The organism is Flavobacterium sp. Leaf82, from assembly GCF_001422725.1.
Taxonomy (GTDB): Bacteria; Bacteroidota; Bacteroidia; order Flavobacteriales; family Flavobacteriaceae; genus Flavobacterium.
Window position 1 is genome coordinate 137,020 of record NZ_LMMA01000034.1, and the last position, 23,269, is coordinate 160,288.

The following is a 23,269-nucleotide window of genomic DNA, read 5'->3' on the forward strand; positions in this document are numbered from 1 at the left end:
GAGTTACAGTTAAACTGAAAACTGAGACTGAGACTAAAAACTATTTTTTAATCTCTTCAAAAACAAACTTTGAGTTGTGATATTCTATTGGAGTTCCGGGCATAAAACACGGAAGATTAAAGTATATGCCTATTACCCCGCTTCCTAAAAATAATTTGTTATCTTTTTTCAGTAAAGCCAGCGGGATTCTTTTCCAGCTTCCTCCGTTTGATATAAAATGAAAATCACCTCTTAAAGTATCTCCTTTTATATCGCCTCTTACATCTCCGGAATCTTTACCTTGTTGATAATAAGATCTTTCATAACGTCCGTAAAAGCGTTTGTCGTTAATATTTATGGCTAAAATTGCAGTGTCTTTGCCATTTACGGCATGATATACAATATGATTGTATTCGCTTTTTTTGTCTTTAGAATTGCAGGAAACAATTAAGATTATGATTAAAACTGAAAACAATGAAGATTTTATATTCATAGAAAGGGTTTTTCTTTTTACCATATAAGTGATGTAAGTTCATTTAAAGCTTTACGCTTAATTTTAGATCAACTTATAATATCTTATATAACTTATATGGTGAAACTTTATTTATAATTCATAAGGTTAAACTAATTTTCGCATTATAATTTTTTCTAAATTTAAAGAAAAAACATGGAAGATAGAGATGCTTTTTTAAGAGAATTTAGAGGAGAGACTTTAGGAACTGTAAGTGCTCAATCTTCGCCAGATGAGTTATTTCAAAACCAGACTATTAGGCCCATTTTAAAACTTCAAAATGATTTATTTATAGCAGTTTTCATTAACTACGTAAATAAAAATAAAGCCGATTTTTATTCCTATACTGTAGAAAAGAAATTGCAAACCATAGAAAATTCTATTCAGAAAGATATTAAGTTTAGAAATTCTCTTAAAGGAATTATCATGGCACTTTTTACCATTGAAGAATATGATACTTATATCCAGAATTCTTCCAGTTTAAACAAACGAATGATGAATTTGTTGGTTGAAAGATTGAAAAGTCAGGTTCAATTGTTTGAAGTTGAAAAGGATTTGAACTAGATTAAAACAAAAAAAAGAGATTAAACCCAAATGGAGAATAACTTTACGAATGTGATGTCTAATAAAACAGACGAAGAATTAATTAAAATCGTAACTATAAATCGAAGCAAATATCAAGAAATAGCTATTATAGCTGCTGAAAATGAGATTGATTTAAGAAAAATTGAATCATTTAAATTTGAAGAAGTAAGCGAAAAGATTAAAATCAATGAAAGTATAATTATAAACATCGAAAAAGGCTCTGTTAGTTCTGGAATTAGATTTGTGAATTTTGCAATTGATTTTATAGTAATATTTATTCTTTTCGCTTTGATATCTCCTGTAGTTGAAGGATTTTTGCCTTTAGTGAGTAGAGTTGAATTTTCAATATATAGAATTAGTTCGTTGGTGTTTTTTATAGCTCTTTATTATATTCCTTTTGAATATAAATCTCAAAAAACTCTAGGGAAAATTATAACTAAAACGAAAGTTGTTAATTTAGAAGGAAATAAACCAGAACTTGCTGATATTGTGAGTCGAACATTTTGTAGATTAATTCCTTTTGATAGGTTTTCATTTTTCTTTTCAAGAAATGGTTTTCATGATGTAATCTCAGGAACTAAAGTAATTAAGGGATAATGTTTAACCAATTCCGAAATAAATTTTCATTATCAGATGAAAAATGGATTGAATACACCAATCTTTTCAATCGCATTGAAGTTCCTGCAAAGACAACTCTTTTAGAAGAAGGCGAAATCTCAAAAAAGCTTTTTATCATCGAAAAAGGCTGTATCAGAGTTTGGTTTAATAATAACGGAAAAGATCTGACGACTCAATTCTTTTTCGAAAATCAAAGTGTTGCTTCTATCGAAAGTTTTATGAAGAAAATGCCAAGTCCGGTTGTGGTTGAAACTATTGAATCTTCTGTTTTATGGTGGATTCATAAAAATGATCTGGATAAAATTCTGGAAGAGATCAAGGAAATTCCAGAACTAAGAGATCGTTTAATCAATATGCTTTTTGAGCGTACGTTCGATTATATGAAATATTTTGTTTCTTTTATAAAAGACTCTCCTACTCAGCGTTATCTCAATTTAATTGAAGAAAGACCTCAAATCATTCAGCGCGTTCCTCAGCATTATATTGCTTCTTATCTCGGCGTAACTACAGTTCATTTAAGCCGAATAAAAAGCAAATTACTAAATAAGAAATAATTAAATTTCACCATATAAGTTATATAAGTTCATTTAATTTTTTGCTTATAATTTCTTACATCACTTATATGTTTTAATATTTTTATTTGATAACAAATGTTATCGTGTCCCCATAAACGACTTCCTAATTTTGCTTCATAAAATTTAATAATTATGAAAGCAGCAGTTATTTATAAAAGAGGCGAATTGCCAAAATACGCAGAATTTTCGGATCCAATTGTAAAAAACGAAAATGAAGTTTTAATCTCAGTTAAAGCCGTGTCGATTACGAATCTGGACAAAGGAATTGTAAGTGGAGATCATTATTCTGCAGAAAATGAAAACCAAAACGGAACTGTAATTGGCAGCGACGCCATAGGTTTATTAGAAAACGGAACACGAGTTTATGCTCGCGGAATCAGTGGTACTATTGCCGAAAAAGCAATTGTAGAAAAAAGCAGAATGGTTCCTTTACCTGACGGAATTAGTGATGCCATTGCCGCATCAATGCCAAATGCGGTTGCGGGTTCAGCAATGGCGTTACGTTTCAGGGCAAAAATACAACGGGGAGAAACAGTTTTAATTAACGGAGCTACGGGTTTTACGGGGCAAATGGCAATTCAGATTGCTAAACATTACGGAGCAAAAAAAATAATTGTAACCGGAAGAAACGAAAAAACACTTCAAAGTCTTTTGAGATTGGGCGCAGATGAAATTATTTCCTTAAAACAAGATGATAAGGCAATTATTGCACAGCTTAAATCGATTCAGGAAAATACGCCAATCGATATTATTTTGGATTATTTGTGGGGACATTCGGCTGAATTAATTTTTTCGTTTTTAAAGGGAAAAGGAAATTTCACGCATCGTGTTAGATATGTTTCCATTGGTGCAATGTCTGGTGATACAATACAATTATCAGCCGCAATTTTAAGAAGCGTAGATTTACAATTGTCAGGTTCCGGTTTAGGAAGCTGGACAAAAGACGAAGTAAAATTGTTATTTACAGAGATTCTTCCGGAAATGTTTCTTTTAGCCGCCCAAAACAAATTGCAGGTAAATATTGAAACTATTGGTTTAGTTGATATCGAAAAAGCGTGGAATATTGAAGTTGCTGATGGTAAACGATTGGTGGTTATTGTTTAGGGTTTAAATTGAACGCGGATTAAACGGATTGCTAAAGCAAAACGCGGATAAAAACAGATTTTATATTTTTAGAAAAAACGACTGTAAAGTTTGTCATCTCGACGAAGGAGAGATCACACTAGTATTTCCGTTTACATATTCGCCAATCTTGTCATTTCGAGGAACGAGAAATCTTCACAAGAAACTCCGTAACGAGAATCTAATCTTTGTCGAGCTTCTTACGAAGATTTCTCCTTCGTCGAAATGACAAGAATGCGGACTCTGATTGCGGATTCTGATTGTGAAGTAGTGAATTAATCCAAGTTAATCAAGATTCATTTTTGTCTTTTAAATTCAAACAAAATCTATAAATAAAAAAAAGGTTTGATCAGAAATAAATTCCATCAAACCTTTTTCTATAAAATAGTAATAAAAACTACTCTTTCGATATCATCAATTCTTTGATGTATTTTACCGGAGCGCTTCCAAAACTTAAGAATTTTTCATGAAATTTCTTCAGGTTAAATTTATCTCCTTCTTTCTTTTTAAGTTCTTCTCTAAGGTTATAAATTTCAGTATATCCTGTAAAGTAAGAACACAATTGAACCTGAGATAAAGTTACACGTTTCCATTTTCCGTCAGCTTCTGCTTGTTGTTGGAAAGCTTCTTTGGTTAATAAATCTATTGCAGCTTCTTTAGACATGTTTTTAGTATGAACACTAATGTCTAAAATAGTGTTACAAGTTGTTCTTAAATTCCATTTGTAGTACATCAACCACATTTCATCAGAATTTTTATAACCACTTTCTAACATCATTTTTTCAGCATAAACAGCCCAGCCTTCAACCATTGCGCCATTTCCTAAAATAGATTTAATGATACTTGGCGATTGATTACTGTAAACCAATTGTGTGTAATGTCCTGGAATTGCTTCGTGAATATTCAAAATCTGTAGAATATAATCGTTGTATTCACGTAAATAACTTTCAGAGTTTTCAGCTGTCCAGCCCGTCATACTTCCTACATTATAGTATGTATTTGCATTTTTATCATAAGGTCCAGGCGCAGAAATAGATGCTCCGGCAACTCCAGCCATATATGCAGGCTCTTTACGAACTACAAGTGGTTTTGATGGATCGATGTATAATAAATCCTTTGCTTTTACATACGCCGTTAATTCCGGAATTTGTTTTTCAATTTCAGATTGAAACTTTTCTGGTGTAGTATGCTGCAAAGAAATTTTATCAATAACTTGTTTGATTAAATCCAGTTTGTTTGTTGGTTTTGCTTCATTTCCTTTGTATTTAGCCCAAAGTTTATCAGCCAGAACAAACATTTTATCGTGTAAGTCTTTTTTGTGATCGTTTGCAATTTTAAAGATTTCATCAGCAGAATAGCTTGACTCAATATCAAAATTGAATTTTTTAGCATATAATGCAGCGCCTAATCTAAAAGAACGTGGCGTTTTGTTTGGTAATTTTTTTAACCAATCCGCATAATCTGTAACTGCTTTTTTAGCAATTTTAGCTTTATCCTGAATTTCTTTTTTCTCTGCAGCGCTTAGTTTACTTTGTTGTAAAGCAGCATTCAAATCGGTGTCAAAAGCAGATGAACCACCAAGATTTTGTGCTATTGCAAGTTCAGTATGCTCAATAGTTGGGTTTTTGATGTTCTTTTTTGCAGCTTCGTAGTAAGCCGGAACATTATTCATTTTGATATTAAAAGCGCGTAAACGAACTTCTAAAGGAGCGTATTTTCCATTTAAAATCTCTGCAAATGATCCGCATACATTGTATTCAGACGGATTCCATTCAGAAGATTTTAATTCTTTTATACTAAAAATAGTAGCTTCAAGCTGATTTTTAATCATTTGAAAATCTGTCTTATTGTTATCAGACAAATTTTCAATGTCGTATTGTTTTAAAGAATCTAATTGTGCATTTACGAATTCAAGTTGTAGTTTATCTCCATTAGCATCCGGAATAGACAATATGCTGTCGTATTTGTGGTAGCCAACGCCAGAAGCCCAACCTGGATTAATTTTCCATAAAGAAGTTACATAACCATCTTTATACTTGTCAAATTTTCCGTCTAATGCTTTATCATCGTTAGACTTAGTACTTTTGTTGCAGGAAAAAAATAGTGTAATTGCAAAAACAGAAGCAAATAGTTTTTTCATAAGTTAATTTTTTTATGGTTTAAAGATAAAAAAAATGTTCTTTATGCAAAACTATTTGCTATTTGTAATTAATATTTCAATAATTCTGATAAAACTTCTTCAAAACGGTTTTTTGGTAAAAACTGATCTTCTAAGGCTTTAGTAAACGGAATTGGAGAATCTAAACTGGCGACTCTTTTTACCGGAGCATCCAGATACTCAAAACATTCCTCCATAATTAAAGCCGAAATATCGCTTGCGATTCCACCAAACAAAGTGTCTTCCTGATAAATAATTACTTTTCCGGTCTTTTTTACAGATGTAAAAATAGTTTCAGTATCTAAAGGCTGTAAAGTTCTAAGGTCAATTAAATCAGCTTCGATTTCAGGATTTTTAGATAAAGTATCCAAAGCCCAATGTACTGTAGCACCAAAAGCAATAATAGTAACTGAATTTCCTTCTTTTAGCAAAGCAGCTTTTCCTAGTGGAATCGTGTAATAATCAACTGGAACATCCTGATAAACGCTGCGATACAATTGTTTATGTTCAAAAAACAAAACCGGATTTGGATCATTTATAGAGGTATTCAATAAACCTTTTGCATCATAAGGAAAAGCCGGATAAACGACTTTTAATCCCGGAGTTTTTGTAAACCACGCCTCGTTTGTTTGTGAGTGAAACGGTCCTGCCTGAGTTCCGCCGCCACAAGGCATACGTACAACAACATCAGCTTTTTCGCCCCATCGGTAATGCGATTTTGCCAGTAAATTGACAATTGGGTTAAAACCTGTCGAAACAAAATCAGCAAATTGCATTTCAACAATTGCTTTATAACCATTTATAGACAATCCCATTGCGGTAGAAACCACCGCGCTTTCGCAAATTGGCGTATTGCGTATGCGGTCTTTCCCGAATAAGTCTACAAAACCGTCTGTAATTTTAAAAGCGCCGCCATATTCTGCAATATCCTGCCCCATAATAATGAGGTTTCCGTGGCGTTTCATAGATTGCTCCAAACTATATCTTATTGCATCTATAAAACGTATGTTTTTTATTTCTTCAGATGGATTAACTTCTTCATATTGATAAGGTTTGTAAACATCATCTAATTCGCCACTGTAAGTTGGTACGATTTCAGGTTCTGCATTTGCAATGGCTAAATTTTCGTCGATTTCCTGTTTGATTTCGCTGTGTAATTGCCCATCAAATTCTGCTGTAAGAATACCATTTTCGGTTAAGTATTTTCTATAATTCGCAACCGGATCTTTGGCAGCCCATTCGTCCATTAATTCCTGCGGTACATATTTGGTTCCGCTTGCCTCTTCGTGACCACGCATTCTAAAAGTTTTAAACTCTAATAAAACAGGATGCGGATCTTTTTGCATGTCCTCTTTTAACTGTGTTATTTTATTGAAGACTTCTACAATGTTATTTCCGTCAATAATATAGCTTTCAATTCCGTATCCAATACCTTTATCTGCGAGGTTTTCGCATACATATTGTTCGTTTGTAGGAGTCGAAAGTCCGTATCCATTATTTTCGATAATAAACATTACGGGTAATTTCCAGACCGCCGCAATATTCAGGGCTTCATGAAAATCTCCTTCGCTTGTTGCGCCTTCTCCTGTAAATACAGCGGTTACTTTTTTATTTTTTTGAAGTTTATCTGCCAGGGCAATTCCGTCAGCAATCCCCAATTGAGGACCTAAATGCGAAATCATACCTATAATATTATAGTCTTGCGTTCCAAAATGAAAACTTCTGTCCCTTCCTTTTGTAAAACCATTCGCTTTTCCCTGCCATTGCGAAAAAAGTCGGTACAAAGGAATATTTCTGGTCGTAAAAACACCCAGATTCCTGTGCATTGGCAATACATATTCTGATTCGTCTAATGCAGCTGTAACTCCTACTGCAATCGCTTCCTGCCCTATTCCTGAAAACCATTTCGAAACTTTTCCCTGTCGGATTAAGATCAGCATCTTTTCTTCGATTAAACGGGGTTTTAGAATTTTTTTATAAAGGTCAAGTAATTGATTGTCTGTAAGGTTTTGTCTGTAAAAGATCATTAGGTTGTTTTTTAGTATTCAAATATATAAAAATATAACAATTTTAACATTATTTGTTAAATAATTTAAAATCTGGAATCATTTGTTTTAATAAAAATAAAAAAATAATTGGATGATTTTTATTTTTAAAAAAGACAGCACAAATATAATATGATATTCCTCTGTTAAATTAAAATTTATGTTATTTTAGCTACAAAGCAATAATGAATGATTTTTTGAATATTCAAAAATTAAAGCAATCTTTTTGGGTTAAAAATTGCATTTAAAATTAAATTTTATGGTAAAATTTAAAATTCAAATCTAAAATATTCTATACCTTTGTTATTGTAAGGATTAATATCCTTAGTTCTTTTTAATAAAAAATGTAAAGTATGCAAAACATTCCTAGTGTAGACTTACGTGATTTCCTTTCGGACAACCCGGAACGTAAACAAAAATTTGTAAATGAAATCGGCAGTGCATTTGAAAACATTGGCTTCGTAGCCTTAAAAGGTCACTTTTTAGACGACCAGTTAGTAGACGAACTTTATGGCGAAATTAGAAAATTTTTCGCCTTGCCAGTAGAGACGAAACATAGTTATGAAATTCCCGGAATTGGTGGTCAAAGAGGGTATGTTTCTTTTGGAAAAGAACATGCTAAAGGTCGTAAAGAAGGGGATTTGAAAGAGTTTTGGCATTTTGGCCAATATGTTGACAAAGATTCTAAATATGCTTCTGAATATCCTGACAATGTTGAAGTTAAAGAATTACCTCGTTTTAATGTTGTAGGTAAAGAAGCCTATCAAATGCTTGAAAAAACAGGGGTTTATGTGTTAAGAGCTTTGGCTTTGCATTTAGGCCTGGATGAGTTTTATTTTGATCAATATGCAAAAGAAGGAAACTCTATTTTGAGACCAATTCATTATCCGCCAATTACTTCTGAGCCAGAAAATGCGATTCGTGCAGCGGCTCACGGAGATATTAACCTGATTACCCTTTTAATGGGTGCGCAAGGTAAAGGATTACAGGTTCAAAACCATGATGGAGAATGGATTGATGCTATCGCAGAAGATGATCAATTGGTTATTAATGTGGGAGATATGTTGTCAAGACATACCAACAACAAACTAAAATCAACGATTCATCAAGTAGTAAATCCGCCAAGAGAATTATGGGGAACTTCACGCTATTCGATTCCGTTTTTTATGCATCCTGTCAGCGATATGCGTCTGGATTGTTTAGAAAACTGTATTGATGCTGAGAATCCTAAAAAATTCGAAGATATTACTGCGGGAGACTATTTATACGAACGTTTAGTAGATTTGGGATTAATAAAAAAATAACACCAAATTAAATTCCAATATTAAAATTCCAAATTCCAACTATCAATTGGGATTTGGAATTTAATTTTTAAAAACCATAACTATTGAAATTTATTTTTTAGCCTAAAAAAATTATGGACTTACAAGATCAATTAAAAAATTTATTTCCGGATCATATAGAATCGAATGAACCTGAGGAAGTTCAGGAAAATGATCATGTGCTTTACATTCAGAAAGAGCCTATGATTTGTAAATTCGAAAAGCGAAAAGGAAAAGCCACAACCATTATCGAAGGTTACGAAGGATCTGACGAAGATTTTAAAATTCTTGCGAAAGAAATTAAAACCAAACTTAGTGTTGGCGGAACTTTTAAAGACGCTTCGATTATTATTCAGGGCGATTATCGCGATAAAATCATGGAAATCCTGAATGCAAAAGGATTTAAAACAAAACGTGTGGGAGGATAATAATTTTAGATTTCTGATTTTAGATTTTAGATTGAATAACGATAAAAAAAATTAACCGAAAAGAACGCAAAGCTTTGGCTTTAAATATTTTATTTTCATGATTTTGAAATTTTAAAAAAAAGTTTAAAAAAAAATATTAATAATAATAATCTGTGACAATCAGTTCAATCCGTTAAATCTGCGGGCATAAAAAGTAGCATTTTTATGCATCGCTACAGAAAACCTTAGAACCTTTGCAGCTCAGAACCTTAGTACCTTAAAAAAATGATACAAAACTCAGAATTAATACTTAATCCGGACGGAAGTGTTTACCACTTAAACCTTCGTCCTGAACATATTGCTCACGATATAATTTTTGTTGGAGATCAAAACAGAGTCGAAAAAATTACACAGTTTTTTGATTCGATTGAATATTCTACACAAAAAAGAGAATTTAAAACACAAACCGGAATTTATAAAGGAAAAAGAATATCTGTAATGTCAACCGGAATTGGTCCTGACAATATTGATATTGTTATAAATGAATTAGACGCTCTTGTAAACATTGATTTAGAAACACGCCAGCCAAAAGAAGAATTAACGTCTTTGAATATTATCAGGATTGGAACTTCCGGATCTTTACATGCTGATATTCCTGTGGATAGTTTTGTAATGTCTAAATTTGGTTTAGGATTAGATAATATGCTCCGCTCCTATTTAATCGATAAAGTATCGAATGCAGCAATTGAAGATGCTTTTATTGCGCACACGAATTGGGATATCAGAAAAGGAAAACCTTATGCAATTGCATGTTCTGAGAAATTAGAAAAAATTATCGAGTCAGATAAAATGTTTAAAGGTATTACTGCTACAGCAGGAGGTTTTTACGGGCCACAAGGACGTGTTTTGCGTTTAAATATTCAGGATGAAGAATTAAACAGTAAAATGGATAATTTTACTTTTAATGACGAAAAAATCACTAATTTAGAAATGGAAACGGCTGCTATTTATGGATTATCGGCGCTTTTAGGACATAACGCTTTGTCATTGAACGCTATAATTGCAAATCGTGCATCAGGAACTTTTAGTGAAGATCCTTATAAAGCAGTTGATGAGTTGATTGCATATACTTTGAATAAATTGGCGGAGAAGTAAATTAGATAATTAGTCAGTTTGAAAATTAGATAATTAGCAAAAATAATTAGAGAATTAGTCAATTTGAAAATTAGATAATTAAAGAGATTGCGCTTAAAAAATATTACACAATTATAAAATGGCAGAAACGCATAAAAAAATATTATTTAAATATTATAGTACTTATTTAGAAGAAGTGGTTTCAGAAACCATGTGGGCAGAAATCATTGATGCAGAGAAAGGATATTTTAAATTAGATAATATTCCGTTTTTTGGACCTTTGATTGCAACTGATGATATTTTCAGGGCTGAATACGATGAAGATGAAAAGACTTTTATTCACAGAGAAACCATAGAAAGTTCGGGAAATTCTATCGTTCAGGTTTTAATTCTGCAGGAAGGATTTGATAAGGAAATAATAAGAGAAAAATTAAAATCGATTAATTGTGTTTCAGAAGCTTTAAACGATACTTTTCTGGCGGTAGAGATTATAAAAAGCGTTGACTATTCTATTGTAAAAAGTCTTTTAGACGAATACGAATCCCTTGCGGTAATAGAATATGCAGAACCTTGTATTTCTGAAAAACACAGAACTGATTTATTAAAAAACTAAACAAACAAACTTAGAATACGCTTACCAAACTTAAACTTAACTTAAAAATGAAAACTGTAAAAATTGTAGGTGTTCCTGAACACTTCAATTTGCCATGGCATTTATGCATCGAAAATGGCGAATTTGAAGCTGAAAGCATTGATTTGCAATGGAACAATATTCCTGAAGGTACCGGCAAAATGTGTCAGATGCTCCGTGATGGTGAAGCTGATATTGCTGTTATTTTGACAGAAGGAATTATAAAAGATATTGTTGCCGGTAACCCCAGTAAAATTGTTCAGATTTATGTTCAGTCGCCTTTGATCTGGGGAATTCATGTTGCTGCAAAATCAGATTTTCAAACTGTAAAAGATCTAAAGGATAAAAAAGTAGCTATTTCCAGATTAGGTTCAGGATCGCAATTAATGGCTTATGTAAATGCATATGAAAACGGTTGGGAAACTGATAATTTGCAATTTGAGATTATTAATACGATCGACGGCGCTGTTGAAGCTTTGACAAAAGGAACTGCTGATTATTTTATGTGGGAACGTTTTATGACAAAACCACTTGTAGATCAGGGGATTTTTAGACGCGTTGGCGACTGCCCTACTCCATGGCCTTCCTTTGTTATTACGGTTCGTGACGAATTCCTGAAAAAGAACCCTAAAACAGTCGAAAAAATACTCGAAATTATAAACAAAACAACTCAGGATTTTACTCAAATCCCTAATATAGACAAAACATTATCAGAATTATTCAATCAAAAAATCGAAGATATTCAGGAATGGTTAAAACTTACGCAATGGTCTCAAAAGAATTTGAGTGAAAAAGCATTTATTAAAATTCAAAATCAGTTATTTGATCTGGGAATTATTGATAAAAAAAGTACTTTTGTTGAAACTGTAAAAGCGCTGTAAATACTGCTTTTGATTCTTATGATAAAATTTCCTAAAATTGACTTTCCGCAATTAAAATCCAAATTACAGGTGAAATCTCCCTGGGATAGGATTATTATTATGCTGTTGAGTCTTTTAATTACGATACCAATTTTTATCATTCTGCATCAAAACCTGATTGATTTAGAGTGGTCATTTAATCTTGATCGTGTCTTTATCTTTATCTTTATATTTGCTGCTATTTTCTTTCTTTTAATGTATCTGCGAACGATAATAATCTTATGTATAGCTGTTTATATATTAGTCCTTATCTACGGAAGTGTTATAGGAAATTATGGCTTCAGCGAAATATCCGAAGATTATAATTCGATGATTTATACGATGTCAGATAATCCTTTTCCGCAGGATATTATTGTGGCAAAACTACTTCCGTTTCCTAATAAAACAAAAATTATCAATGCCATAGAATACCAAAACCCCAAGGTTCGGAATTTTGCGATAATGGCGACTACAAAGCATTTTAAAGGTATAAGAGGATATTCTGACTACAGAACCATTATTCAGTGTTTTGCGGTTTTTAAAGAAATAAACGGACGCTGGAATTATGTCAATGACCCTAAAGAAGGTGATTATATTGCTACAGCAAGTGAATCGTTAGAATATTTTTCAGGCGATTGCGACGATCATTCTATTTTAATGGCGGCCGCAATCCGCTCTATTGGCGGAACTCCAAGGCTAATTCATACGAAAGGACATATTTATCCGGAAATTTTGATTGGTTCATCAATCGATCTGGAAAAAGTAAATTATCTGATTAAGAATGTACTTTTTGTAAAAGAAAGCTACGGCAAGAAAATCCATTATCATATTGACGAACGCGGACAAGTATGGATGAATCTTGATTATACAGCCAAATATCCCGGCGGACCATTTATGTACGAAGAAATTTTGGGAGCTTTGACTTTAAAATAAATTTTTAAGCAACTAACATTCTGAACACCAAAGGTTCAGATATTTTATATAAAGGCACACAATGGCGTGCCTTTTTTTGTGCTTTGTCATTTTTTACTAAAGTATCGCCTTTGCTGATTGAATTGAGTTTTTGTAAGTTTAGTTCTTGTTTATTTTTGTAAATATTTGGTTTTTAGATTTTTAATTAAAAATAATTTTGTAAATTTCTATGGTCTAACTTTAATCACCAAAATCATGAAAAAATCTAAATTACTTATCTTCGGAATTGCGTTATTAGCAGTATTAATGGTTTCATGTCACAAGGGTCGAAATAAACTGGTAAACTCCTGGAAAATTACAGCTGTTGAGCCAAAAATACCTCTTTCTGACTCTTTAAAAAATGTAATCCTGACTCAGGGACAACTTACATTTACAAAAGACGGACATGTTACGGGATATCTACAAAGAGAAATAACTGATGGTACATTTGCGTTGACAAAAGGAGGAAAAAGTTTAGTAATAAAAGATGAAACAGGAACCCCATATCCTTGTGAGAGTACTATAACTGATGACGAACTGATTTTAGACAGCAAAGAGATGAAAGTCACACTCAAAAAAATATAATATACTTTTTATATAAACCTAATGAGCCACTCTGTAACACAGCGTGGTTTTTTATTTTAGGCAAATCCCCAATTTAGGTTTGTTATTACAATTAATATTTTTTTTAAATAAAAATCCAAATTGTATCTTTGCAATCTTAAAACAACGTAATAATTTATGTGAAAAATAATTTCTTTCAGACAATTTAAAGGGTAAACTGCAATTGTGGTTGTTCTATTTATTCATCTTTAGAGAAAGAAATTATGCTTATTCTACAAAACATTTCATATAAACACAGCAATACTGATGTATTGTTTGATACAATTAGTTTTACACTAAACAATCAGGACAAAATTGCATTAATTGGTAATAATGGCGTTGGAAAATCGACGTTGCTTAAAATTATTGCTGGCGAATTAGAACCTTCAAACGGAGTACTAAGAGTTAGTTCTGAGCCTTATTATATACCTCAAATCTTTGGACAATACAATCATTTTACGATTGGTGAAGCATTGCGTGTCCATGATAAACTTAATGCGCTCAAAGAAATACTGGACGGAAACGTAACCGAAGAAAATCTTACGGTTCTAAACGACGACTGGACTATTGAAGAACGTTGCAGTAATGCGCTAAAATATTGGCAATTATCTGATCTGGAATTGACTCAAAAAATGGAAACGTTAAGCGGAGGTCAAAAAACAAAGGTTTTTCTCGCTGGTATTTCGATTCATGAACCGGAACTGGTTTTACTTGACGAACCCAGTAATCATCTAGATTACGCAGCCAGAGAATTACTATATAGTTTTATTGGTACTACAAATAGCAGCTTGATTGTTGTGAGCCACGATCGAAAATTACTCAACCTTTTAAATACAGTTTATGAGCTCAGCAAACGCGGAATCAGTATGTATGGCGGAAATTATAATTTTTATACAGAACAGAAAGAGATTGAAAATACTGCTCTAAATCAGGATTTGCAGAGTAAGGAAAAAGCGTTGCGAAAAGCACGTGAAAAAGAGCGGGAAACAATAGAAAGACAGCAAAAACTGGATGCACGAGGCAAAAAGAAACAGGAAAAATCCGGAGTTGCCAGAATAATGATGAATACATTACGGAATAATGCAGAAAACAGTTCCTCGAAACTCAAAAGTGTTCATGTAGAAAAAATTGATGGTATTGCTAAAGAATTACGCGAATTACGATCTGCGTTGCCTGATATTGATCAGATGAAATTTGGTTTCGATAATTCGGATTTACATAAAGGTAAAATTTTATTTAAGGCAAACGCAATCAACTACAGTTATCACAAGCATTTATTGTGGCAAAAAGATTTAAATATCGAGATAGTAAGCGGAGAAAGAATCGCGATTAAAGGCAAAAACGGATCCGGAAAAACAACTCTGATCAAGATAATACTGGGAAAATTAGAGCCCAAATCAGGAACGGTATATATCGCACAAAATAAATCGGTTTATATAGATCAGGATTATTCATTGCTAAATAATGACCTCAAAGTATACGATCAGGCACAACAATTTAATACTTCAGGATTAGAAGAACACGAAATAAAAATGAGGTTAAATCGCTTTTTATTTAATAAAGAATATTGGGATAAACCTTGTCATGCCTTAAGTGGTGGAGAAAAAATGAGATTAATGTTGTGTTGTTTGACCATACATAATGAATCTCCTGACATTATTATATTAGACGAACCAACAAATAACCTGGATATTCAGAATATTGAAATCCTGACTGCCGCGATCAATGAATATCAGGGAACATTGATTGTGGTTTCTCACGATGAATCATTTCTGGAAGAAATAAATATCGAAAAAAGTATCCTGCTGTAAATGAACTGAATTATTTTATTAATTAGATTTCAACTTAATTCAGTTTTTAAAATTATCTCAATATTAGTCGCAATATATCAATTAATCAAAGCTCTAAAGCCTAAAAACTTTAGAGCTTTTTGTTTGTAAATAATTGATTTATAATAAAAAATCAGTAAAAAAATTTGCGCAGTTAAATAACTGCACTATATTTGCAGTCAAATAACTGCACAATGGAAATTCGTAGAGATGTATTTCAGGCAATTGCCGACCCTACCCGCAGGGCAATACTAAGTTTAGTTGCAATCCAGGCTATGACCCCCGGAACTATCGCGGAAAATTTTGATTCGTCAAGACAAACGATTTCAAAACACATTCAGATCCTTACAGAATGCGAATTACTGGAACAGGCGCAAAATGGCAGAGAAATTTATTATCATATTAATGCAAAAAAAATGAAGGAAGTAGCCGATTTCATCGAGCCTTTTCGTCAAATGTGGGATGATCGTTTTAATAAATTAGAAAGTATTATGAAAAACTATAAACCTGAAAAATAACTATTTATGGAACTAAAAACTAAAATTGATGCCCAGAATGGCAAGCAGGATCTTGTTATTACAAGAGAATTTGATCTTCCGTTAGCATTACTTTTTAAGGCTTATGATGATCCTGAAATTGTAGCACAATGGATGGGCACAAAAGTGCTCAAATTAGAAAACAAGCAACACGGAGGTTATCAATTTGAAACGACTGATCCTCACGGAAATGTTGTATTTAAAGCAAATGGCGTCATTCATGAATGTAGTCCAAACCAAAGGATTACGCGCACTTTTGAGATGGAGAACTCCCCTTTTGCTGTTCAGCTTGAATTTTTAGACTTTGAATCTATCTCTGACGAAACTAGCAAATTAACGATACATATCATTTATAAATCAGTTGAGCTTCGCGATCAAATGCTAAAATTACCTTTTGCACAAGGTATAAATATGGCACACAACAGATTACAGGAAATTGTAAACCAACTAAAATAAAAATCATGACAAAAAGAAATAAAATTATTTATTGGATCGCCACACTTTGGCTTGCATTAGGAATGACAGCTACAGGAATAGTACAATTGATCAAAATGAAAGAAGAAGTAGATATGATGAACCATTTAGGCTACCCTATTTACTTTTTGACACTATTAGGAATCTGGAAAATACTTGGCGTTATAGCGATATTAATTCCTAAATTTCCTTTATTGAAAGAATGGGCTTATGCCGGTTTCTTTTTTGCAATGTCTGGTGCAGTTTTTTCTCATTTAGCTTCAGCAGATCCTGTTATAGCTCTTTTTGGACCAGTTTTGCTAATTGTTCTCACGCTGACTTCTTGGTATTTCAGGCCATTGGATAGAAAAGTAACTTCATTAAACCTATAATATTTCTAATATTTTTAACTTAGTAAGAAAAATTTTAAAGACATGAGTACAAATAAAAATAAGTTGTCTCCAGAGCAACAAACACAAATACTTGATATTTTAGAAACTCGTTTCAACAAAAATACAGCGCGTCATAAAGGGATTGAATGGGCAAAAGTACAAGCGAAACTTGAAGCAAATCCCAATAAATTATGGTCACTCGATGAAATGGAAAGAACTGAAGGCGAACCGGACGTTGTAGGTTATGATAAAAAAACCGATGAATATATTTTTTATGATTGTTCTGCTGAAAGCCCTAAAGGACGCAGAAGTTTGTGTTATGATCATGAAGCATTAGAAAAAAGAAAAGAAAATAAACCCGCTGACAGTGCGCTAAATATGGCTGCCGAAATGGGAATCGAAATCTTAAATGAAGAACAATACAAAGAACTTCAGGCTTTGGGTAATTTTGATTTAAAAACATCCAGCTGGATCGCAACACCTTCTAATATTAGACAATTGGGCGGAGCCATATTCTCTGATTTCCGTTACAATACAGTATTTGTGTATCATAATGGCGCCGAATCTTATTATGCAGCGAGAGGTTTTCGAGGTTTTTTGCGAGTTTAGTTATTCGGATTACGATTCTAAAACCTGAAAATCAACAGTTAAATAAGCTTAGGTTTAATTGTGGACAGAAAAGAAAGGAGTTATAATTATTCTTTTAAATAATCTTAAAGATTTGAGATTGGTTTTTATTTATATTAGCAACAATTTACCAAAATCAATAAATGAAAACAACTTTAAGCCTGCTCCTTTTTCTTAGCTTTTATAGTGCATTTGCCCAAACCAAAGAGCAACTGTTTCAGTATAAATATGAGATGTCGAAAGAATATCATAACAAACCTTCTTATACCTTAAAAACCAAAAAATACGTTCCGGAAAAAATTTTTATGACGAGTAAATGTAAAGCAGAGGTTTTACAAAAATCGGCTGATATTTTTGCACAGAATGCTACTTTATCAATTCGGAAAAAAGATAATAATCAAGTTGATGTTATGTTGGATTCTAAATTTCCGCCTGATTATAATTGTGAATCATTTGGATTTGTTAAGCTACAAAGTGTAAGCAGTAATTTACTTGATTCCAGAAATCAAAAGGTCAGCTTGTCTGAGAGTGGCTTTTTGAATTTGGGAGGTGAATTTAAAAAAGATTCAAATACAGAATTAGAATATCAAACGGCTAACAGGCAATCTATTACATCGAATAATAAAGATGTAAAGTTAAAAGGAACTGTTGTTTATGAGTTATCATTTTTAACTGATTATTCTACTCTTACGTTAGACAAAACAAAAGTTGGTTCGATTCTGGACATAAATGGTATTAAATATGAGCTTTTTGAAATCTACAATAATAAAGTTATTCTGAAAAAGCAGATCAAATCAAATTTAGAAAACAATATTAAGTTACTGATTTTAAACAAAAAAAAGGAATTATTAGTTTACGACGACAATTCGCAAAATTCCATGATTTATAGTATGGCTTGTGGACAGAAATACTTTGAATTTATATCAAAAAATAAAGATTATACTTTTGAAGATTTTAAAAAGCATTTAACTTTTGATGATATTACTACTACAGAAAGTTTGTATGTAATTCTGGAAGGTGTTGGTGATATAGAAAATGAATTTATTTTGTATGAACCAAAATATCAAATTAAAAAAGAATTTGAATTAAAATTAAAATCAAACTAATCACTGCAAAAAGAAATTTTGGTACATGATTACATAACAAAAGTTGACACAAAATAAAATATGATTCTAGCCTTTGATACTTATTATTTTGACGGAAAAGCAAAAACGGTTTGCCTTGAATTTGAACAATGGAATGAAGATAAAAACTTTAAAATTCACACAGAAATTATCGATAATGTCGAAGAATATATTCCCGGTGAATTTTATAAAAGAGAGTTACCTTGCATCATTAGTTTGTTGAACAAGATTGATCTAACAAATATAGAAGCTATTATTGTAGATGGATTTGTGTATTTAGACGATGAAAAAAAATATGGTTTAGGAGGTCGTTTATACGAAAAACTCAATAATAAAATCCCAATAATTGGTGTTGCAAAAACAAATTTTGCCGCTATCGAAAAACTCAAACTAGCGTTAGTTAGAGGCGACAGCAAAAAACCGCTTTATATTACATCTATCGGTATTGACTTAGACGATGCTTTTGAAAAAGTGGCAAGTATGGCGGGAGAATTTAGATTTCCCACACTGCTAAAAGAGCTGGATCGATTAACGAAGGAATTGTAAATACAGATTATTATTAAACTGATTATTTGGAAGAATTAGCATTAACAGACGACGATATCCAATTCCTGAAAGAAAGAATTAAGGAATACGACAGATACAGTATTCTATGGACAATAATTATGCTTTGTTTGTACTATGCTTTTTATCATTTCAATTTTTCAAAGGAAATTCCATCTGAGGCTTCCATTTTAGACGGCTTTATTTTAGTAGAAATTGCATTTTTAGGATTCTTTACTTATGCCTTAATTAAAGGTTTTGAACGAAATATAAAGTGGAAGAAAAACTTATACAAACAAAAGAAAATAGCAGGTTCTTTTAAAGTTCTCGAGAAATTAATTACCAATCAGCATGATTCAGATTCTACGAGTCATAATGTGATTAAAATATTTTCTGAGCCTGAAAATAAAAATAAATATATTTTCATGGATAATGGCAACTTTAGAAAATTACAGGTTGAAGATTTTATTTATCTGGAATATTTTAAAGACTCAGATCTCATCAAAATATTAGAATTCAACAATCGAAAATTAGAATATATCAGATATCAAATACATGATAATACCTGGTGATAAATTACTTGTAAAGGATTGGTTTACTGAATTATATTTTAATTAATTTATTAAATTTGATAAACTGGATTTATAAATCAAAACAAATATCATGGAAGATTCAAAAAACCAAACAGATTCACCCACAAATGATAACACGCCAAAAGTAACAGGAATTGGCGGTATTTTCTTTTTTTCGGATAATCCGCAGGAAACCAGAGAATGGTACGCTAAAAACTTAGGATTTGATGTTAACGAATGGGGTTCGACTTTTGAATCCAGAAAAATAAATAAACCTGACGAAATAACTTCGACGCAATGGAGTCCTTTTAAAAAAGGAGACGATTACTTTTCTCCCTCCAAAAAAGATTTTATGATAAATTATCAGGTTCAGCATATAGAAGAACTTGTAGAGCAACTCAAGCAAAACGGAGTAACGGTTCTGGATGATATTGAGTCTTTTGATTACGGAAAATTTGTTCATATCCTGGACGCAGATGGTAATAAAATAGAGCTTTGGGAGCCGGTTTAATAACACATGCAGGGAATTCCAGAAATTGCACGCTCCTTGTCCTTAAAAAATCATGCTATATATCAAATGGTCAGATTGGTACGGTTGAATAAAAAACCAGATCATGAGATTGAAACAAAATAGTTTACTAAATATTCAAATACTAAAAACTCCATTAGAAATAATGGAGTTTTTTTGTGCTTTAAATGAAGTTTTTGAATCATTTTGTAACCTAAATTCTTAGGTAAAATCGACTTAAAAACGGCTGTTTTTTAGTGTAAATTCTGTAATAAAAAATGAAACAAGCCTTGTTTTGTTTGCTCCTTTTTGCAAAAAGCCTTATATTACAGGAATTTAAAACGCCAATCTATAATAAAATCTATTGGTAGAAATATTAAGAAAATGAAACAATTACTTCAGTGGACTACCATAATTCCGGCTCTCGCCTGGATACTTTTTTTTAGCGGACTTGTAGACAACAGCAGTATTTTTCAGGTTGTAGCAAGTATCTTACTTATCCTCAGTGTTATGTCTGCGGTGCATCATTCTGAGATTATAGCAGAAAGAGTTGGTGAACCTTATGGAACCATTATTCTCGCGATATCCATAACCGTAATCGAAGTTTCGATTATTGTCTCACTAATGTTGTCAGAAGGTTCAGAAGCGGCTTCTTTAGCACGTGATACCGTATATGCTGCGACAATGCTTATTCTAAACGGTATTATTGGGCTTTGCCTCTTAATTGGCGGATTAAAACATTATGAACAAAATTTCTCTGTATCTTCTGTAACTATTGGTTTGGTTTCGCTGGTTTCAATTATCGTATTTACATTGGTTTTCCCCACTTTTACAGAAAGTGTTGCCGGATCTTATTATTCAATTCCACAGCTTGTATTTGCTTCAATTGCTTGTATTGTTATTTATTCTTCCTTTCTATTTGCACAAACCAGCAGATACAGACAATATTTCCTGACGGTTGGCGATGATGAAAACGAAGAAGCTGTTCAGCCTATATCAATCGATAATAAAACCTTTTATACCAGTCTTGTTTTCCTGATTGTAAGTTTGGGTATTGTTGTTTTATTAGCGAAAACCCTCTCGCCTACTATCGAAAGCATTATTGTAAGTTACCATCTTCCCAAAACATTGGTAGGAGTTGTAATAGCAGCCATAATTTTGCTTCCTGAAGCTATTGCAGCAATCATCGCAGCCAGAAAAAATAAACTGCAAACGAGTATAAATTTAGCTCTGGGTTCAGCTTTGGCAAGTATTGGGTTAACGATTCCAAGTGTTGCTGCGGTTTGTATCATGATGGATATGCCTATTATTCTGGGACTTGATATTAAATCTATAGTTCTGTTAGCGTTATCAGTATTTACTGTAATGTTATCCCTTAGCAAAGGAAAATCGAATATTGTTTACGGAGTCGTACTTCTGGTAAATTTATTTGCCTTTGTATTTCTTATGATATATCCTTAATAGTTTTTAATATTTGAATACATACAAGAGCTCCATTATAATTAATGGAGTTTTTTTGTTTTTATACTTTTTTATAATTGATGTAAGGAAGTTTTTAATTTTCTAAGTTAAAAGTTTAAAGTATTAACAATGAAGATATTTCTTATATTCGCTTGTATATGATATCTAAAACGTAGAAATAAAGACTATTTATGATTTCAAAAAATAGTATTTATTAAATTATTCAAATAGCCAAAAATAGTGTAACAACTTTAAACGACAGGATGAAAAACAAACTCTTATTAACTTTTTTATTTTTAACAACTTTTGCATTTGCACAAAAGACAACCTTTAAAATTAAATATTCTGAACAGTTAGCTGTTTTTGTTTTTTTGCAAAATCTATCTGAAGATTATCCCGAGAATGTTTTTAAAACAGCTTTTAAGCAATCAAAATACAATACCGAGAAATACAAAAGCATTATTTCAAAATTTGGAAAATTATCTATTGACTATAGTTTTAGATATGAAGAATATCCGTATGGATCAAAAAAGTCCATGCAAACAGAAGATCTGCTGAAAAAAAATCTAATTGAAACCGAAAATTTGACCGATTTTAAATTGCATACAATTGGCTTTATTCCTAATAAAACATTGAGTGACTTGGCAGAAGCAATTTCAGAATTTACTCCCATTTATAAAGAACTCATTTATAATCCGAACAAAGAAAAATTCGAAAAACAACTTCTAGAAATTACAAAATATTCTAACGAGCAGGATATAGAAAAATATTTTGAAACCGGATTGGTATTTTATAATTCAAGTTGGGATAAATCGATTCCTTTTATAATCGCATTTTATCCTTTGCCTAATTCTAACGGATTTACGGCACAGGCATTTTGCAACAATTTTATAAGCGCCGTACAAACGGATTTAGGATCTTATAAAGATCTTTTTAGTGTGATGCTGCACGAAACCTACCATATTATTTATGACGAACAATCGCTTGAAGTAAAAACAGAAATTGATACTTATTTTAAAGAAAATAAATCAAAATACAGCAATTATGCCTATCAGCTTATGAATGAAGCCCTGGCAACGGCATTAGGAAATGGCTATGTTTACGGAAAATTAGACGGTAAAATTGACAGCGGAGATTGGTATAATAAAAAATACATTAGCCTGATGGCAAAGCAAATTTATCCGTTGGTTACAGCATATATCGATCAGAAGAAACCAATTGATAAAAACTTTATTGATAATTACATCAGGATTTACGAAGAAAATTTTCCGGATTGGATAAATGAGCTCAATAATATAATGTCTTACAGATATGTGATAAGCGAGAATAAAGAGGATGAAAATACAATAAGAAAACTATTCAGATATCGTTCAAGATCAGAGTTTGAAAATGAAATTACTGAAACAAGCATTGAAAAAATGCAGAAAACGACGCTAACCAAAATCATCATAATTTCGAAAAACAATGCTGAAAAATTAAAACTGATAAAGAATAAATTCCCAGAGTTAAAAAACTGGAAAGCTAACGCAGACAAAGAGTTTGCAGAGAAAATTTTATTAAATGATAAAAGCCAGCTTATAATATTAAACCAAAAAAAATCAACAATCGAGGAACTTATTAAATTGATAAAATAGAATTTATTGCGATAAATATTCGAGACAATTAAACTAAATTTTTGACAAGA

At 32.0% G+C, this 23,269-nt stretch carries 25 protein-coding genes; 22 read left to right on the plus strand and 3 right to left on the minus strand.

The window, feature by feature from the left end:
* Positions 1-40 precede the first annotated feature (40 nt).
* Entirely contained in the window at positions 41-472 is a 432-nt protein-coding gene (locus ASF10_RS20285) for a hypothetical protein (protein ID WP_056253795.1), read from the minus strand.
* Between the two features lie 174 nt (positions 473-646).
* Between ASF10_RS20285 and ASF10_RS20290 the strand changes: the two genes are divergently transcribed.
* The 4 genes from ASF10_RS20290 (at position 647) to ASF10_RS20305 (ending at position 3,372) form a co-directional block, all read left to right on the plus strand.
* On the plus strand, positions 647-1,054 hold the full coding sequence (locus tag ASF10_RS20290; protein ID WP_056253367.1) for a hypothetical protein: 408 nt from the start codon (positions 647-649) through the stop codon (positions 1,052-1,054).
* 30 nt (positions 1,055-1,084) lie between these two features.
* A complete protein-coding gene (locus ASF10_RS20295) occupies positions 1,085-1,672 on the plus strand; it encodes an RDD family protein (protein ID WP_056253370.1) in 588 nt (195 codons plus the stop codon).
* Entirely contained in the window at positions 1,672-2,247 is a 576-nt protein-coding gene (locus ASF10_RS20300; RefSeq protein ID WP_056253373.1) for a Crp/Fnr family transcriptional regulator, read from the plus strand. Before ASF10_RS20295 ends, ASF10_RS20300 begins: the two co-directional genes overlap by 1 nt.
* Before the next feature lie 153 nt (positions 2,248-2,400).
* On the plus strand, positions 2,401-3,372 hold the full coding sequence (locus ASF10_RS20305) for a zinc-binding alcohol dehydrogenase family protein (RefSeq protein WP_056253376.1): 972 nt from the start codon (positions 2,401-2,403) through the stop codon (positions 3,370-3,372).
* A gap of 415 nt (positions 3,373-3,787) precedes the next feature.
* On the opposite strand, the gene ASF10_RS20310 is transcribed toward ASF10_RS20305, so the two are convergent.
* Positions 3,788-5,530 (minus strand): DUF885 domain-containing protein, encoded by a 1,743-nt coding sequence (locus ASF10_RS20310; RefSeq protein WP_056253379.1) that lies wholly within the window; start codon positions 5,528-5,530, stop codon positions 3,788-3,790.
* A 68-nt stretch (positions 5,531-5,598) separates the two neighbouring features.
* Positions 5,599-7,575: a thiamine pyrophosphate-dependent enzyme gene (locus ASF10_RS20315; RefSeq protein WP_056253381.1), complete on the minus strand. Its 1,977-nt coding sequence runs from the start codon at positions 7,573-7,575 to the stop codon at positions 5,599-5,601.
* 371 nt (positions 7,576-7,946) lie between these two features.
* On the opposite strand from ASF10_RS20315, the gene ASF10_RS20320 reads away from it, so the two are divergent.
* The 18 genes from ASF10_RS20320 to ASF10_RS20405 all read left to right on the plus strand — a co-directional run bounded on the left by ASF10_RS20320 (position 7,947) and on the right by ASF10_RS20405 (position 23,219).
* Complete coding sequence (locus tag ASF10_RS20320) at positions 7,947-8,897, plus strand: isopenicillin N synthase family dioxygenase (protein WP_056253382.1); 951 nt, start codon at positions 7,947-7,949, stop codon at positions 8,895-8,897.
* Between the two features lie 113 nt (positions 8,898-9,010).
* The gene (locus tag ASF10_RS20325) at positions 9,011-9,343 is read left to right on the plus strand and encodes a translation initiation factor (protein WP_056253386.1); all 333 of its coding nucleotides are present in this window, start codon (positions 9,011-9,013) and stop codon (positions 9,341-9,343) included.
* A 264-nt stretch (positions 9,344-9,607) separates the two neighbouring features.
* Positions 9,608-10,477: a nucleoside phosphorylase gene (locus ASF10_RS20330; protein ID WP_056253389.1), complete on the plus strand. Its 870-nt coding sequence runs from the start codon at positions 9,608-9,610 to the stop codon at positions 10,475-10,477.
* Positions 10,478-10,595: 118 nt separating this feature from the next.
* The gene (locus tag ASF10_RS20335) at positions 10,596-11,069 is read left to right on the plus strand and encodes a DUF4265 domain-containing protein (RefSeq protein WP_056253392.1); all 474 of its coding nucleotides are present in this window, start codon (positions 10,596-10,598) and stop codon (positions 11,067-11,069) included.
* Positions 11,070-11,116: 47 nt separating this feature from the next.
* Positions 11,117-11,968 (plus strand): substrate-binding domain-containing protein, encoded by an 852-nt coding sequence (locus ASF10_RS20340; protein ID WP_056253394.1) that lies wholly within the window; start codon positions 11,117-11,119, stop codon positions 11,966-11,968.
* Between the two features lie 18 nt (positions 11,969-11,986).
* Positions 11,987-12,919: a transglutaminase-like domain-containing protein gene (locus tag ASF10_RS20345; RefSeq protein WP_056253397.1), complete on the plus strand. Its 933-nt coding sequence runs from the start codon at positions 11,987-11,989 to the stop codon at positions 12,917-12,919.
* A 234-nt stretch (positions 12,920-13,153) separates the two neighbouring features.
* Positions 13,154-13,522: a hypothetical protein gene (locus tag ASF10_RS20350; protein ID WP_056253400.1), complete on the plus strand. Its 369-nt coding sequence runs from the start codon at positions 13,154-13,156 to the stop codon at positions 13,520-13,522.
* Between the two features lie 242 nt (positions 13,523-13,764).
* Positions 13,765-15,351, plus strand: a complete 1,587-nt coding sequence (gene abc-f / locus ASF10_RS20355; protein ID WP_056253402.1) for a ribosomal protection-like ABC-F family protein — start codon at positions 13,765-13,767, stop codon at positions 15,349-15,351.
* Positions 15,352-15,563: 212 nt separating this feature from the next.
* Positions 15,564-15,887 (plus strand): ArsR/SmtB family transcription factor, encoded by a 324-nt coding sequence (locus tag ASF10_RS20360; protein ID WP_056253405.1) that lies wholly within the window; start codon positions 15,564-15,566, stop codon positions 15,885-15,887.
* Between the two features lie 6 nt (positions 15,888-15,893).
* Positions 15,894-16,361, plus strand: coding sequence for an SRPBCC domain-containing protein (locus ASF10_RS20365; protein ID WP_056253407.1), 468 nt, complete (start codon positions 15,894-15,896; stop codon positions 16,359-16,361).
* A gap of 5 nt (positions 16,362-16,366) precedes the next feature.
* Positions 16,367-16,750 (plus strand): DoxX family protein, encoded by a 384-nt coding sequence (locus tag ASF10_RS20370; RefSeq protein WP_056253410.1) that lies wholly within the window; start codon positions 16,367-16,369, stop codon positions 16,748-16,750.
* 42 nt (positions 16,751-16,792) lie between these two features.
* Entirely contained in the window at positions 16,793-17,359 is a 567-nt protein-coding gene (locus ASF10_RS20375) for a DUF4256 domain-containing protein (RefSeq protein ID WP_056253413.1), read from the plus strand.
* Between the two features lie 161 nt (positions 17,360-17,520).
* Entirely contained in the window at positions 17,521-18,483 is a 963-nt protein-coding gene (locus tag ASF10_RS20380) for a hypothetical protein (RefSeq protein ID WP_056253416.1), read from the plus strand.
* Between the two features lie 60 nt (positions 18,484-18,543).
* Entirely contained in the window at positions 18,544-19,047 is a 504-nt protein-coding gene (locus ASF10_RS20385; RefSeq protein WP_056253419.1) for an endonuclease V, read from the plus strand.
* Positions 19,048-19,073: 26 nt separating this feature from the next.
* Positions 19,074-19,616, plus strand: coding sequence for a hypothetical protein (locus ASF10_RS20390; protein WP_056253422.1), 543 nt, complete (start codon positions 19,074-19,076; stop codon positions 19,614-19,616).
* Positions 19,617-19,707: 91 nt separating this feature from the next.
* On the plus strand, positions 19,708-20,127 hold the full coding sequence (locus ASF10_RS20395) for a VOC family protein (RefSeq protein WP_056253425.1): 420 nt from the start codon (positions 19,708-19,710) through the stop codon (positions 20,125-20,127).
* A gap of 381 nt (positions 20,128-20,508) precedes the next feature.
* Positions 20,509-21,585 carry a calcium:proton antiporter gene (locus tag ASF10_RS20400; RefSeq protein ID WP_056253428.1) on the plus strand — a complete coding sequence of 359 codons (1,077 nt, stop codon included), beginning with the start codon at positions 20,509-20,511 and terminating at the stop codon, positions 21,583-21,585.
* A gap of 263 nt (positions 21,586-21,848) precedes the next feature.
* Complete coding sequence (locus ASF10_RS20405) at positions 21,849-23,219, plus strand: hypothetical protein (RefSeq protein WP_056253431.1); 1,371 nt, start codon at positions 21,849-21,851, stop codon at positions 23,217-23,219.
* Positions 23,220-23,269: the final 50 nt, after the last annotated feature.